Origin of the sequence: Promicromonospora sp. NPDC050249 (assembly GCF_040656015.1) — a bacterium.
Lineage (GTDB): Bacteria > Actinomycetota > Actinomycetes > Actinomycetales > Cellulomonadaceae > Promicromonospora.
This window is the reverse complement of the sequence record NZ_JBFAKY010000040.1, coordinates 16,613-29,342: the sequence shown is the minus strand read 5'-3', so window position 1 is coordinate 29,342 and position 12,730 is coordinate 16,613. Positions and strand designations below refer to the sequence as shown.

At 73.1% G+C, this 12,730-nt stretch carries 10 protein-coding genes; 6 read left to right on the top strand and 4 right to left on the bottom strand.

From position 1 onward, the window contains the following. The first annotated feature begins 176 nt into the window (after window positions 1-176). The 3 genes from AB0I32_RS23790 to AB0I32_RS23780 all read left to right on the top strand — a co-directional run bounded on the left by AB0I32_RS23790 (window position 177) and on the right by AB0I32_RS23780 (window position 4,571). Window positions 177-2,333: an acyltransferase family protein gene (locus AB0I32_RS23790; protein WP_357510546.1), complete on the top strand. Its 2,157-nt coding sequence runs from the start codon at window positions 177-179 to the stop codon at window positions 2,331-2,333. Window positions 2,334-2,397: 64 nt separating this feature from the next. Continuing rightward, window positions 2,398-3,039 carry an FMN-binding negative transcriptional regulator gene (locus tag AB0I32_RS23785; protein ID WP_357510544.1) on the top strand — a complete coding sequence of 214 codons (642 nt, stop codon included), beginning with the start codon at window positions 2,398-2,400 and terminating at the stop codon, window positions 3,037-3,039. Next, window positions 3,036-4,571, top strand: coding sequence for an amidohydrolase family protein (locus tag AB0I32_RS23780; RefSeq protein ID WP_357510542.1), 1,536 nt, complete (start codon window positions 3,036-3,038; stop codon window positions 4,569-4,571). The genes AB0I32_RS23785 and AB0I32_RS23780 overlap by 4 nt, the downstream gene beginning before the upstream one ends. 87 nt (window positions 4,572-4,658) lie before the next feature. Here the strand turns inward: AB0I32_RS23780 and AB0I32_RS23775 are convergent, their stop codons facing one another. The 3 genes from AB0I32_RS23775 to AB0I32_RS23765 are packed head-to-tail and all read right to left on the bottom strand — an operon-like array spanning window position 4,659 to window position 7,220. Further along, window positions 4,659-5,012 (bottom strand): DUF202 domain-containing protein, encoded by a 354-nt coding sequence (locus AB0I32_RS23775; RefSeq protein WP_357510540.1) that lies wholly within the window; start codon window positions 5,010-5,012, stop codon window positions 4,659-4,661. Beyond that, complete coding sequence (locus AB0I32_RS23770) at window positions 5,009-5,368, bottom strand: DUF202 domain-containing protein (protein WP_357510538.1); 360 nt, start codon at window positions 5,366-5,368, stop codon at window positions 5,009-5,011. The genes AB0I32_RS23775 and AB0I32_RS23770 overlap by 4 nt, the downstream gene beginning before the upstream one ends. 28 nt (window positions 5,369-5,396) lie before the next feature. Beyond that, entirely contained in the window at window positions 5,397-7,220 is a 1,824-nt protein-coding gene (locus AB0I32_RS23765) for a gamma-glutamyltransferase (RefSeq protein WP_357510572.1), read from the bottom strand. Between the two features lie 230 nt (window positions 7,221-7,450). Here AB0I32_RS23765 and AB0I32_RS23760 point away from each other — a divergent pair, with 230 nt between their 5' ends. Further along, window positions 7,451-8,776, top strand: coding sequence for an Nramp family divalent metal transporter (locus AB0I32_RS23760; RefSeq protein ID WP_357510536.1), 1,326 nt, complete (start codon window positions 7,451-7,453; stop codon window positions 8,774-8,776). Window positions 8,777-8,900: 124 nt separating this feature from the next. On the opposite strand, the gene AB0I32_RS23755 is transcribed toward AB0I32_RS23760, so the two are convergent. Beyond that, on the bottom strand, window positions 8,901-10,082 hold the full coding sequence (locus AB0I32_RS23755) for a glycosyltransferase (RefSeq protein WP_357510534.1): 1,182 nt from the start codon (window positions 10,080-10,082) through the stop codon (window positions 8,901-8,903). A gap of 352 nt (window positions 10,083-10,434) precedes the next feature. Here AB0I32_RS23755 and AB0I32_RS23750 point away from each other — a divergent pair, with 352 nt between their 5' ends. Then, window positions 10,435-11,418 carry an alpha/beta hydrolase gene (locus tag AB0I32_RS23750; RefSeq protein ID WP_357510532.1) on the top strand — a complete coding sequence of 328 codons (984 nt, stop codon included), beginning with the start codon at window positions 10,435-10,437 and terminating at the stop codon, window positions 11,416-11,418. A gap of 86 nt (window positions 11,419-11,504) precedes the next feature. Next, entirely contained in the window at window positions 11,505-12,695 is a 1,191-nt protein-coding gene (locus tag AB0I32_RS23745) for an acyltransferase (protein WP_357510530.1), read from the top strand. Window positions 12,696-12,730 lie beyond the last annotated feature (35 nt).

Sequence of the window (12,730 nt, the reverse complement as noted above, 5' to 3'; positions counted from 1 at the left end):
GATCTCACCCCGGATCAATGCCTGCGGCTGCCCGATCCGGGTTCGTGTGCGACCTTGGGTGGGCGCAAAATCTCTGCGGTCCCGAGACCCGGACAACCCGGACAGTCAAGACCATTCGTTCGGGGTCGGCTTGTACTATCAATTGCACTATATCTATCGAGTAAGTAGGAATTGTGATGTCTGTCGCCGTTTCGCAGCGAGCCGGCCTGCCGGACGGCGAGCGGCGCGCTGAGCGTACGACTCCTCCCCGACCTCGCCGGACCGGCACGCCCGCCGGCTGGGTGCCCGAGCTCCACGGGCTGCGTGGCCTCGCGCTCGCACTCGTCGTGCTGTTCCACCTGTTCGGCAACGGGCGGGTCTCGGGCGGCGTCGACGTCTTCCTGGTGGTGTCAGGATTTCTCGCGACCGGAGCGCTGCTCCGTCGCGCCGAGCGCGGCGCCCTGAACCCGTTCGCGTACTGGGGCCGGACGTTCTGGCGGCTGGCCGTGCCCGCACTGCTGACGCTCGCCGCGACGGCCGCACTCATGGTCTGGCTCATGCCGCGCCCGGCGTGGGAGCAGACGGGCCGGGAGATCTTCGCGGCGGCGACGTACTGGGTGAACTGGGAGATGATCGCCGGCCAGCTCGCCTACGGGGCCGCCGGCCCGCAGACCAGCCCGGTGCAGCACTTCTGGTCGCTGTCGGTGCAGGGGCAGTTCTTCCTTCTCTGGCCGCTCGTGGTCCTCGCGGTCACGGCAGCGGTAGGTAGCCGCGCCCGACGCCCGTGGCGTAGCCCGCGTGCGGTGCTCACCGTCGTGACCGCCGCCGCGACCGTCGCGTCGTTCTGGTTCGCGGCGAGCCTTGCCGCGCAGGACCAGGCCACCGCCTACTTCCACTCGGGAGCGCGGTTCTGGGAGCTGGGCCTCGGCGCGCTGGCCGCCCTCGTCCTGCCGCGGGTGCGCGTGCCCGCGCGAGTGCGCCCGGCTCTCGCGTGGCTGGGCCTCGCGATGGTCGTCGCGTGCGGGTTCCTGATCGACGGCGGGTCCGCGTTCCCGGGCCCCTGGGCGCTGTGGCCCGTCGGCGCGACGCTGCTGGTCGTGTTCGGGTCCTCCGGCGCCGCACCGGACGCCGGGGCAGCCCCTGGCGCAGGGGTCACGGCGTCGGCCGGGCGCGGGCCGCGCCGTCTGCTCGAGACCAAGGTCCTGCGCTGGATCGCCGACCGCTCGTACGCCCTGTACCTGTGGCACTGGCCGCTGCTCATCTCCTACCTGCTCCTGCGGGACCGGGACGCCGTCGGGCCGGCCGGGGGAGCGGTGGTGCTCACCGCGGCCGTGGCTCTGGCCTGGCTCACCGACCGGACCGTCGTCCGCGGCGCGCAGGCGTTCAGCGCTCGCGTGGGGGACGTGTGGGCGCTCGTGGCGGCAGGGGTGGCCATCTCGCTCGTCGCGGTCCCGGTCGGTCTGTGGGTGCGCGACATCGAGCACGACCGCGCGCAGGCTCTTGCCGAGCTGGCGCAGCCCTCTGCCCTCAGCCCGGGCGCCGCCGTGCTGACCCACGGTGTCGACGTCGGCCCGGCCGGGCTCCGGCCCGACCCGCTCGTCGCAGCGGACGACCGGTCCGAGGCGGAGCTCACTCCGGGCTGCGTCCAGGTGCACGGCCGGGTGCTGCCCCACGGGACAGAGGTGATCGCCTGCCCGCTCCACGAGCCGGAGGCGCCGACGCGCACGGTGGCCCTGGTCGGTGACTCGCACACCCTGCAGTGGACGACGGCGTTCGAGGCGGTCGCCGAGCGCGAGGGCTGGCGGCTGATGCTCTACGCGAAGCAGGGCTGCCGCATGCAGGACCCGGAGCTCGAGGTCAGCGGCTTCCCTTCGTGCCGTCCCTGGAACGAAGGTCTCGAGGGCGAGCTGGCCGAGCTCCGGCCGGATGCCGTCGTCACGGTCGGCACCTACACCGGGACCCATGCGGGCGAGCGCGAGAACGTCGCGGAGCCGCAGGTCTCCGCGTGGCGGAAGCTCGACGCCCAGGGGATCCGCGTCATCGCGCTGCGCGACAACATGCGGTTCGAGTCCTCGCCCGTCGGCTGCGTGGCGGAGCACGGTCCCGACCCGCGCTGCGGCCGGGACCGCGCCGAGATCCTCGGCCCCAACCCGCTGGAGACCTATCCGGGTGTCCCGGCCTCCACCTCGGTGATCGACCTGAACGACGCCCTCTGCACCGCCGACCGCTGCGAGGAGGTCGTGGGCAACGTGCTGGTCTACCGGGACGACGACCACATCTCCGCGACCTACGTCCGGACGGTCACGCCCTACCTGGACGAACAGCTGCGGACGAAGGCGCCCTGGCTCTACTGACCTTCGACTGGTCTACCGCCCCGGTCACCGACCCGGTCTCGAGCGCGAGTGGTTCGATGAGGCTGTGATCCACACGAGCGACTACGAGATCGAGGACGAGGCCCGCGTGCGCGACCTGGTCCGCAACCACGGCTGGGCCACCCTCGTCTCGGTGGCCGACGACGGCGCGCCCGTCGCCTCCCACCTGCCGGTCCTGCTGGAGGACACGCCGCAGGGGGAGCCGATGAGCCTGCTCAGCCACGTCGGCCGGCCCGACGAGGTGCTGCACGGGCTCGACAGCGGACGCGAGTCGCTGCTCATCGTCCAGGGCCCGCACGGCTATGTGTCTCCCGGCTGGTACGACATGACCCCGGCCGTGCCGACGTGGAACTACGTGACGGTCCACCTGCGGTGCGCCGTCGAGCTGCTCGGGCCCGACGAGTCGTACGCGATCCTCTCCGACACCGTCGACAGGTACGAGTCGGTGCTGCCCGACCCGGTCCGGCTGCCCCGCGTCGAGGAGTACGCGCGGCGCATCGCCAAGGGCGCCGTGGGGTTCCGCCTGCGCGTCACCGGGTGGCAGGGCAAGGCCAAGCTCAGCCAGGACAAGCCGCGCGCCGTCGCTGAACGTGTGGTGGCGGCGCTGGAGTCGGACCCGCACTACGCACAGCCCGCGCTCGCGGCGGAGATGCGCGCCGAGCTCGACCGCAGGCCGGACCGGTCGTGAGCCGCGCGGACGAGCTGCTGCTGGCCGGTGCCCGCCTGGTCGGCCGCACCAGCCCCGTCGACCTGCTGCTGCGCGACGGGCGCGTGGCCGACGTCGGACCGGCGGGCACGCTCGACTCCGGGCCGGCGGAGCGGGTCGAGCTGGCCGGCCGCACCGTCCTGCCCGGTCTCTGGGACAAGCACGTCCACCTCACGCAGTGGGCCCTGGTGCGGCGACGGCTCGACCTGTCGGGCGCCGCCTCCGCGGCCGAGGCGGCGGCGCTCGTGCGCGCCCGCCTCGGGGAGGGGACGCTCGAGCCCGGCGCCGCGCTGATCGGCTACGGGTTCCGGGACGGCCTGTGGCCGGACGTCCCGACCGCCGCGCTGCTCGACGCGGTGGCGGGCTCCGTTCCGGTCGTCCTCGTGTCCGGCGACCTGCACTGCGCGTGGCTCAGCACCGCCGGCCTGCGGTACGTCGGCGTCGACACCCACTCCACCGATGCGCTGCGGGAGGGCGTGCTGCGGGAGAGCGAGTGGCTGCCGCTGGCCGCCGCCGTCGACCGGGTGGCGGACGAGCTCGCCGACACCTGGGTGGCCGACGCCGCCGCTGCCGCGGCGGCCCAGGGTGTGGTCGGCGTCGTCGACCTGGAGATCACCGACAACCTCACCGCCTGGCGCCGCCGGTTCGCGGGCGGCTTCGACGCGCTGCGCGTCCGGGCCGGCGTCTGGACGCCCTGGCTGGACGACGTCCTCGGCGCGGGCCTGCGCACCGGCGACGTGCTGCCCGGCACGGGCGGCCTGCTGGAGCAGGGCCCGTACAAGGTGGTCACGGACGGCTCGCTCAACACCCGCACCGCCTACTGCCACGACGCCTACCCCGGCCTGACAGGGCCCGAGGCGCACGGGATCCTGTCCGTGCCGCCCGCTGAGCTGGGCCCGCTCATGAAGCGCGCCCACGACGGCGGGTTGCAGTGCGCGATCCACGCGATCGGCGACCACGCCAACGCCCTAGCGCTGGACGCGTTCGCCGCGACGGGCGCGCGCGGCTCGGTCGAGCACGCCCAGCTCCTCGACGACACCGATCTCGCCCGGTTCGCCGAGCTCGGCGTGATCGCATCCGTCCAGCCCGAGCACGCCATGGACGACCGCGACGTCGCGGACCGGCACTGGGCCGGCCGCACCGGCCGGGCCTTCCCGTACGGCTCCCTTGCCGACGCCGGGGCGGTACTTGCGCTGGGCTCGGACGCCCCGGTCGCTCCCCTCGACCCCTGGGTCGCCGTCGCGGCGGCCGTCAGCCGGGCCCGGGACGGGCGCGACCCGTGGCACCCCGAGCAGCGGATCGGGCTACGGGCGGCGCTGGAGGCCTCGACGGACGGGCGCGGTCTGTACCCGGTGGCGGGCGGCCCGGCGGACCTGGTGGTCCTGGACGCGGACCCGCTGACGGTCGAGGCCGACGACGGCGGGGCCGGGGCGGCGGGCGCGGCGGACGCCCTGCGAAAGATGCCGGTGGTGGGCACCCTGCTGGCGGGCCGCTGGACCCACCGAACGTTCTAGCCGGGACCGTCCACCCCTGCACACTGCACGCGACACGCCGACGGTGGCGGGCAGTGTGCAGGGGTCGCCGCTGACAAGCGTCGGGAGTCAGCCGGACAGCGCGCCCAGGACCAGGTATCCCGCGCAGGCCGCACCGAGGACCAGGGCGGCCGCGGTGGCGAGAGCGATGGGGGCGGCACCGTGGTCGAGGGAACCGGTGGTGTGCAGCGCCGCGTTGGCACGGCGGTAGCCGATCGCGGCGGCGACGTAGGCGGCGACCGCCAGGCCCGCGCCGATCACGCCCGCGAAGACCGCGATGACACCGGCGGCCTCCACCGTGAAGCGCATCGCGACGAGGCTGGCCACCCCGAACGCGAGGCAGGTGCGGCGCCAGGCGAGCAGGGTGCGCTCGGTCTGCAGGCCGGAGTCGTAGACGCTGTCCTCCTCGGCCGCCCGGCTCATACGAAGAGCCCGATGGTCACCAGCGCGACCGCGACGACGATGCCCACGACGAGCAGCCCACCGACGGCGAGGCCGGGGAGCGGCCGGCCCAGGCGGAGCGCCGTCTCGGTGGCGGCCCAGCCGAGCCAGGCCTGCACCGCGGCGACCGTGCCCAGCACGAGGAAGACACCGGCAGCGGCCACGCGCCAGCCGGTCGAGGCAGGCAGTGAGAGCGCTTCGAGCGCGAACGCACCCGCGTACAACCCGAGCGCCGTGCGCAGCCAGGCCAGGAACGTGCGCTCGTTGGCAAGGCTGAACCGGGGGTCGGGCTCTTCGCCGTCCCGGTAGACGCGCTGGGGAAACCTCTTGGTCGGCACCTGCCCACGGTAACGGCGCCTACGTCGCTCAGCGGCCCGCGGCGTATCCCTGCGCGCCTCGCGGGTTGGCGGCGGCACCCAGCAGGCCGGTGGCCGGATCGCGGGTCACGGCCGAGAGGCGGCCGAGCGCCCAGTCGCCGGCCCTGGTCACCACGTGCCCGCGGCGCTCCAGCCCCGCGATGACGTCGTCGCCGAGCCGGTCCTCCACCACCGCGCCGCCCGGCGTCCAGGTGCGCGGCCAGAACGAGCCGGGGAACGACGTCGTGTGCAGGGCCGGCGCGTCGATCGCCTGCTGCGGCGTGTACCCGCCCACGAGCACGCGCAGCAGGAACAGCAGCTGCCACTGGTCCTGCTGGTCGCCGCCCGGGGAGCCGAGCGCGATCAGCGGCTCGCCGTCGCGCAGCACGAGCGTTGGTGTCAGCGTGGTGCGCGGCCGCCGTCCGGGGATCAGGGCCGACGGCGACGCCTCGTCCAGCCAGGTCATCTGCAGCCGGGTGCCCAGGCAGAAGCCGAGACCGGGCACCGTGGGGGAGGACTGCAGCCAGCCGCCCGACGGCGTGGCCGAGACCATGTTGCCCCAGCGGTCCACGACGTCGATGTGGCAGGTGTCGCCGCGGGTGGCGCCGGTGCGCTCGGGGGAGTCGGGCTCCGCGCCGCCGGTTGAGCTTGTCGGGACCTCGACCGTCGGCTCGCCGACCCCAGCCGCCGCCCCGCCCGTCGGCGCGCCGGGCAGCGAGCCGGCCGGGGCGCTGGTCGCGTACTCGGTGCGCAGCGTGGGCACGGGCGGCGTCGGGCGGCCCGGCACGTCGCCGGGCCGCACCTCGTGGCTCGCGACGTCGCTCACGAGCGCCCGGCGGCGGGCCGCGTACTCCTCGCTGAGCAGGTACGTCAGCGGGACGTCGTCGGTGGCGGGGTCGCCGTACCAGACGTCGCGGTCCGCCATCGCGAGCTTCTGGGCCTCGAGGATCGTGTGGGCGCCGAGCTCGGTGGACGGGTCGAGCGCGGCGTCGTCGAACCCCTCGAGGATCTTGAGCGCCGCCAGCATGGCCGGGCCCTGTCCCCAGGCACCGGTCTTGGCGACGGTGTACCCGCGGAACGTCGCGGTGCACGCGTCCTCGTAGGAGGCCTCGAAGCCGGCGATGTCGGCGGCGGTGATGACGCCTGCATGGTCGCCGCCGTCGGCGTGCCGGTGCGGGGTACCGACGAACGCCTCGACGGCCGCGCCCACGCGCTCGCGCCAGGCCGCCCGGGCGAGATCGATGGCCTCCGCGCGGCTCGCCGCCCCCGAGCCCGCCGCGACGACCGCTTCCAGCAGGTCGGCGTACTCCGGGTTGGTCACGAGCGTGCCGGGGGCCGGGGCCGCGCCGTCGGGCAGCCAGCGGGCCGCCGAGGTGGGCCAGTGGTCCCGGAACAGGTCGCTGACCATGGAGATCGTGGAGCTGACCCGGCCGAGCACGGGGTGGCCGTCCCGGGCGTACCCGATGGCGTGGTCGAGGACGTCGCCGAGGTCCCAGGTGCCGTGGTCGCGCAGGAGCAGCAGCCAGGCGTCGACGGCGCCCGGCACCGCCGCGGCCAGGGCCCCCGAACCCGGCACGAGGTCGAGCCCCTCGGCCCGGTAGTGCTCGATGGTGGCGCCCGCCGGCGCAGGGCCCTGGCCCATCAGCACGCGCGGGGCCGACGGCGCGTCGGCGGTGACGAAGACTCCCGTCATGTCGCCGCCCGGCCCGTTGAGGTGCGGCTCCACGACGTGCAGCACGAACGCACCGGCGACCGCCGCGTCGAACGCGTTGCCGCCCCGTTCGAGCACTGCCTGGGCGCTCGCGGTGGCGATCCAGTGGGTCGAGCCCACCATCCCGAACGTGCCCTGGAGGTCGGGCCGGGTCGCCTGGGCGGCGGGCAGTGAGAAGCGAGCCGGGTCGGACGGCGGCGGGACGGATGGCGCGGAGGTCATGGCAGGGACGATTGCACACGATCGCCACCCGGACAACGCGCGTACACGCGACGCCCGGCGGTCCCTCCGAGACCTCCGCCGCGGGCGGGGCGCCTCTGTCCGGCGGGTGAAACCCTGGGTACAGTCTCGCCATGGAAAAGGACAATGAGGTCACTCCACAGGGGATGACCAAGGACCCGCCGTCGTCGGGCGAGCAGGCCGGGTACGACGGATCCCTCGAGAGGCCGCGCTGGAAGATCATCGGGCCGGGCCTCGTCGTCGCGGCCACGGGCATCGGCGCCGGCGACCTCGTCGCCACGATGGTCGCGGGCAGCAACTACGGCTATGCGCTGCTGTGGGCGGTGATCCTCGGCGTCGTCGTGAAGATCGCCCTGGTCGAGGGCGCCGGGCGCTGGACGCTCGCGACCGGCCGCACCATCTTCGACGGCTGGAAAGGGCTCGGCCTGTGGGCCGTCGTCTACTTCGGCATCTACGTGGTGGTCTGGGGCTTCAGCTACGGTGCCGCCGCGATGTCCGGCGTCGGCCTCGCGCTGAACGGGCTGTTCCCGGCTGTCGACGTGCGCTACTGGGCGATGCTCTCCGGCGTCGCGGGCCTGCTGCTCGTCTGGTTCGGCAAGTACAAGCCGTTCGAGAACGTGATGGCGGTGCTCATCGGTGTCATGTTCGTGACCGTCGTGGGCTCGGCGGCGATGACGACGCCCAACCTCGGCGAGATCGCGGCAGGCCTCGTGCCGATCATCCCCGAGGGCGCGGTCCTGAACACGCTGGGCCTCGCGGGCGGCGTCGGCGGCACCATCACCCTGGCCGCCTACGGCTACTGGCTCACCGAGAAGGGCTGGAACACGCCCCGCTGGATGCGCGTGATGCGGCTCGACAACGCGTGGGCCTACGTCATGTCGGGCATCTTCGTGGTGTCCATGCTCATCGTGGGCGCGGAGCTGCTGTACTCCGCCGGCATGGCCGTGGCCGACGGCGAGGAGGGCCTCATCGACCTCGCCGACGTGCTCGCGCAGCGGTACGGGTCGTTCATGGCACCGCTGTTCCTCGTCGGGTTCTTCGCCGCGACGTTCTCGTCGGTTCTCGGCGTCTGGCACGGGGTGTCGCTGATGTTCGCTGACTTCGTCGCCACGATGCGCAACCTGCCCGGCGACGACCGCCGTCGCGGCGCCGGCGGCACGTACTACCGGATCTACATCCTGTGGCTGACGTTCCCGCCGATGGCGCTGCTGTTCCTCGACAGGCCGATCCTGCTCGTCGTGCTCTACGGCGCGCTCGGCTCGCTCTTCATGCCGTTCCTCGCGCTGACGCTGCTGATCCTGATGAACTCGAAGGCGGTGCCGCTCCAGTGGCGCAACCGCTGGTGGGTCAACGTGATCCTCGCCCTGGTGGCCGTGATGTTCCTGTTCCTCGGCGGCAACGAGCTCATCAAGGTGATAGCGCCGGTCTTCGGCGGCTGACGCCGGCCGGGCGTGGCAGGGCCTCGCGTGGTCAAGCGTGTCGAGACCGGTCTCGACGTCTCGACCACGCGAGGCTCTGTCAGTCGCGGGGTGGCGGTCGCAGGGCTCGGAACCGTCGTCGGGCTCAGGCCGCGGTCTGCAGACGGTTGTCGAGCACCTTGTCGTAGATGCCCTCGAACGCGTCGAGGGTCCCGTCCATCGCGTGCGCGGCCACGAGCTCACGGCTGGCCGCGCCCATGCGGTGGCGCAGGGCGGCGTCCGCCAGCAGGTCACCGAGCCGGTTCGCCAGCTCACGCACGTCACCGGGGGTGTAGAGCCAGCCGTTGATGCCGGGGCGGACCAGGTGCGGCAGGGCCATCGCGTCGGCGGCCACCACCGGGAGGCCCGACGACATCGCCTCGAGCGTGACGAGGCTCTGCAGCTCCGCGATGCCAGGCATGCAGAACACGTCGGCCTCGGAGTAGGCGGTGAGCAGCTCGTCGTCGGGCACGTACCCGCGGAACCGGATCCGGTGGGCGACCCCTGCCTTGGTGGCGAGGGCGGCCCATTCGTCGGCCTTGTTCCCCGTGCCGATGATCTCCAGCCGTCCCGGGAGGTTCTCCGGCAGCAGCGCGAAGGCCCGGATGATCTCGTCGACCCGCTTCTCCGGGTCCAGGCGCCCGACGAACAGGACCGTCGGCTCCGGCCGGTCCTCGCGGGTGCTGGTCGGGTAGTGGTCGGTGTCGATGCCGTTGGACACGGGGATCGCGTGCGTCAGGCCCGCGTGCTGTGCCAGCAGGTCGACGGCGCGCGGGGTCGGCGCCGTGACGACGTCGGCCTTCGCGTAGACCCGGCCGATGTCACGCCAGAGCCAGCGGCCGACCGTGCGGTGCATCGAGCTGGGCACCAGCATGTAGCCCACCAGGTTCTCGGGCATCAGGTGGTTGGTGGCCACCAGGGGGATACCTGCTCGGTGCGTGGCGGCGACCAGCGAGCGGCCGACGATGAAGCTGCCGTTGGTGTGCACGACGTCGGGCCGCACCTCGTCGATGATCTCCGAGACCGCGCGGTGCGTCTCCCACGGCAGCGAGATCTGCAGGTTGTGGTGCGTCGGGTAGCGGCTGGAACGCAGGCCGTGCAGGACGACTCCGTCGAGCACCTCGCGCACGGGGCGGCCGGTCGGCGAGGGGGCGACGACGTGGACTTCGTAACCCCGGCGGGCCAGGCCCGTGGCCAGGCTCCCGGCGAACCGGGCGGCTCCGTTCACAGCGGGCGGGTAGGTGTCCGCGCCGATCAGGATCGTGCGGCGGGTGTCGGGCAGGTTCACTGAGCTGTACCTCTCGATGGTCCGGTAAGTCTCGAAGTGGTCGTGCGCGCCGCGTGGCCCGTGTCGGAACTGGGGATCCGTCGAGCTCGGTGGCGCAGGAACAGGACGCGGTCGCGGTGGAGCGACGGTCGGTGGAGGTCCGTGCCCACACGCTCCCTCAGGACGGCGGTACCGGCGAGCGGTACGGTGCCGGGCCCGTCGAGGGCGACCGCTGTGGCTTGCATGGACCAACCGTGGCGTAAGAAGGGTCTTCACCGCCACCGGGTTTCCCCCCGGAAACGACATGGGGGCTTACCCCCATCTTTCGTGAACGTGTCCCGCGGATGTCGTCGGCATGCTTAAGGTCAGCGCGATGAACACCCACACGCCTTCGCAGCACCCGGCGCCGCTGCCCCACACGAACCAGGGCCGGCCGGCGGACGAGGTGCCCTACGCGGCCCTCGTCGCAGGTACGCCCGTGCGCGACGCGGACCGTGAGGTCGGCGGCGTCCGGGCCCACGTCAGGGTGTACGGCGAACCGTCGGCACCGCACCGGCTGGTCTTCCTGCACGGGCTCCGGGGCGATCATCACGGCCTGGAACCGATAGTGGCGCATCTCCTGCGGCGGCGCCCTGACCTGCAGGTTGTGGTGCCTGACCTGCCCGGATTCGGTGCCTCGGCACCGCTCGGGGAGGGGCGGCACGACGTAGCGGGCTACGCGGCCTGGACCGCCGAGCTGCTGGCCGCCGTCGCGCCGGAGGGTGACGCGGTGCTCGCCGGCCACTCCTTCGGGTCGATCGTCGCGGCTGCCACGGTGGCCGGCGACGACGCGCCCCCCGTGCGTGGGCTGGTGCTGGTCAACCCCATCGCCACGGCGGCGCTCGAGGGACCGCGACGCGCGCTGAGCGCCGTGACGGTCGGTGTGCACCGGCTGGCCGCCGCGCTGCCGGAGGCCGTCGGAACCGGGCTGCTCCGTCACCCGATGTTCACCCGCGTGGCGAGTGTGGCGATGGTCACGACGGGCGACCGGGTACTGCGGCGCTGGATCCACGCCGAGCACGACAGGTACTTCTCCGGGTTCGCCGACCGGCGCACGCTGCTCGAGGCCTTCCACGCCTCGGTGGGGACCGACGTCGCCGGCTACGCCCCCGCCATCGGCGTTCCGACGCTCCTGATCGCGTCCGAGAACGACGACGTCGCACCGCTGCCCTCACAGCGTGTGCTGGAGCTGACGTTCCCGCGCGCCCGGCTCGCCGTCGTCCCGCAGGTGGGGCACCTGGCCCACTACGAGGCGCCCGACGTCGTCGCGGACCGGACCGCCGAGTTCCTCGCCACGCTGGAGGCCGCGCCGCGCTGACCACGCCCGGGGAGGGATGAGAGCGGAGCGACGGTTTGATAAGGTGAAATTGACCGTTATCTTTCTGTGACCTAGGGTCTGCGGCGATGACGACGAGCAGCCAGCCAGCCACCGTGTCAGAGGCAACCCCCGTAACCCCGAGCGACGAGCGCCGGAGATCTTCCGGCCGGCTCGTGGGGATGGACGGCCTGCGCTTCGGGGCGGCGGCCGCCGTGCTGCTCTACCACTTCACGGCGACGTCGACGGTGACCGGGTACTGGGGCGTCGACCCGGCCGACGCGTTCCCGCTGCTCAACGAGGTCACGCGGTACGGATGGCTCGCGGTCGAGCTGTTCTTCATGATCTCCGGGTTCGTGATCCTGCTCAGCGCTGACGGCCGCGGCATCGCGGGCTTCGTCGCCTCCCGCGTGGGCAGGCTCTTCCCCGCCTACTGGGCGTGCATCGTGCTGACGGTGGGGCTGCAGCAGTTCTGGTCGGGCGGCCGCCAGACCTCGCTGACCGAGACGCTGGTCAATCTCACGATGGTGCAGGACCTGTTCGCGGTACCGGGCGTCCAGGTCGTGTTCTGGACGCTGCTGGTGGAGCTCAAGTTCTACCTGCTCGTGTTCGTGGTGCTGGCCTTCGGTCCGCTCACCCGCAACCGGGTGCTCGCGCTCGCCACGGCGTGGCCGCTGGTGGGCTGGGCCGCGCAGGATCTCGGTGCCCACTGGCTCGCCGACCTGCTGGTGTCGAACTACGCCCCGTACTTCGCGGTCGGCATGCTGCTGTTCCTCGTGTACCGCGACGGCCTCGACCCGGTCACCGGCGTGCTGCTCGCCGGAGGAGTCGCCCTGTCCGTGATGCGCGTCCTCGAGGCCGCGGGCCGGGCGTCCGACCTGCAGGGGGTGCCGGTGAGTCCCGTGATCAGCGTGGTGCTCATGCTGGCGAGCGTCGCGGCCGTCTGGGCGACGACGCTCCCGGGCAGGACGGTCCCGTCCCCGAGGCTGGCGACCGTGCTCGGTACCGTCGGCGGCCTGACCTACCCCGTCTACCTGGTGCACACACAGTTCGGGTACGCGGTGATCGACGTGCTGGCCCACGAGACCACCCGTACCGTGGCGCTCTTCGCCGCGGGCGCGCTGAGCCTCGGCCTGGCGGTCGCGATCCACTACGGCGTCGAGCGGCCGACGTCGGCCCGGCTGCGCCGGGCGGTGCAGACCGGGCTGCTCCGCGCCGGAGACGCGGTGCGGTCGCGGCTCTCGGTGCTGTCGGACGCTCTGGCCACCCGCCTCACCTGACGCTCGTCCGACGGGAAGCCCGACCGAGGAGTCCG

What these genes read in the sequence shown, in the direction of transcription:
- AB0I32_RS23790 (WP_357510546.1), top strand. Translation starts at nt 177, where the DNA reads ATGTCTGTCGCCGTTTCGCAGCGAGCCGGCCTGCCGGACGGCGAGCGG.
- AB0I32_RS23775 (WP_357510540.1), bottom strand. Translation starts at nt 5,012, where the DNA reads ATGAGCCGGGCGGCCGAGGAGGACAGCGTCTACGACTCCGGCCTGCAG.
- AB0I32_RS23765 (WP_357510572.1), bottom strand. Translation starts at nt 7,220, where the DNA reads ATGGTGGGCTCGACCCACTGGATCGCCACCGCGAGCGCCCAGGCAGTG.
- AB0I32_RS23760 (WP_357510536.1), top strand. Translation starts at nt 7,451, where the DNA reads ATGGAAAAGGACAATGAGGTCACTCCACAGGGGATGACCAAGGACCCG.
- AB0I32_RS23750 (WP_357510532.1), top strand. Translation starts at nt 10,435, where the DNA reads ATGAACACCCACACGCCTTCGCAGCACCCGGCGCCGCTGCCCCACACG.
- AB0I32_RS23745 (WP_357510530.1), top strand. Translation starts at nt 11,505, where the DNA reads ATGACGACGAGCAGCCAGCCAGCCACCGTGTCAGAGGCAACCCCCGTA.